The 263-nt window shown below is 50.6% G+C and carries 1 protein-coding gene; it reads right to left on the bottom strand.

From position 1 onward, the window contains the following. Window positions 1-263: serine hydrolase (locus P8629_RS12080; protein WP_278166356.1), on the bottom strand; the 263-nt coding region annotated here is incomplete at both ends.

Genomic DNA, 263 nt, shown 5'->3' with positions numbered 1-263 from the left:
GCTCCAGATTTATCAGCAATAAACCAGCCAGCCGGAAGGGCCGAGCGCAGAAGTGGTCCTGCAACTTTATCCGCCTCCATCCAGTCTATTAATTGTTGCCGGGAAGCTAGAGTAAGTAGTTCGCCAGTTAATAGTTTGCGCAACGTTGTTGCCATTGCTACAGGCATCGTGGTGTCACGCTCGTCGTTTGGTATGGCTTCATTCAGCTCCGGTTCCCAACGATCAAGGCGAGTTACATGATCCCCCATGTTGTGCAAAAAAGC

Origin of the sequence: Hydrogenovibrio sp. 3SP14C1 (assembly GCF_029625905.1) — a bacterium.
GTDB lineage: Bacteria > Pseudomonadota > Gammaproteobacteria > Thiomicrospirales > Thiomicrospiraceae > Hydrogenovibrio.
The sequence above is the reverse complement of the archived record's forward strand: the minus strand, read 5'-3'. Positions and strand labels throughout refer to the sequence as shown.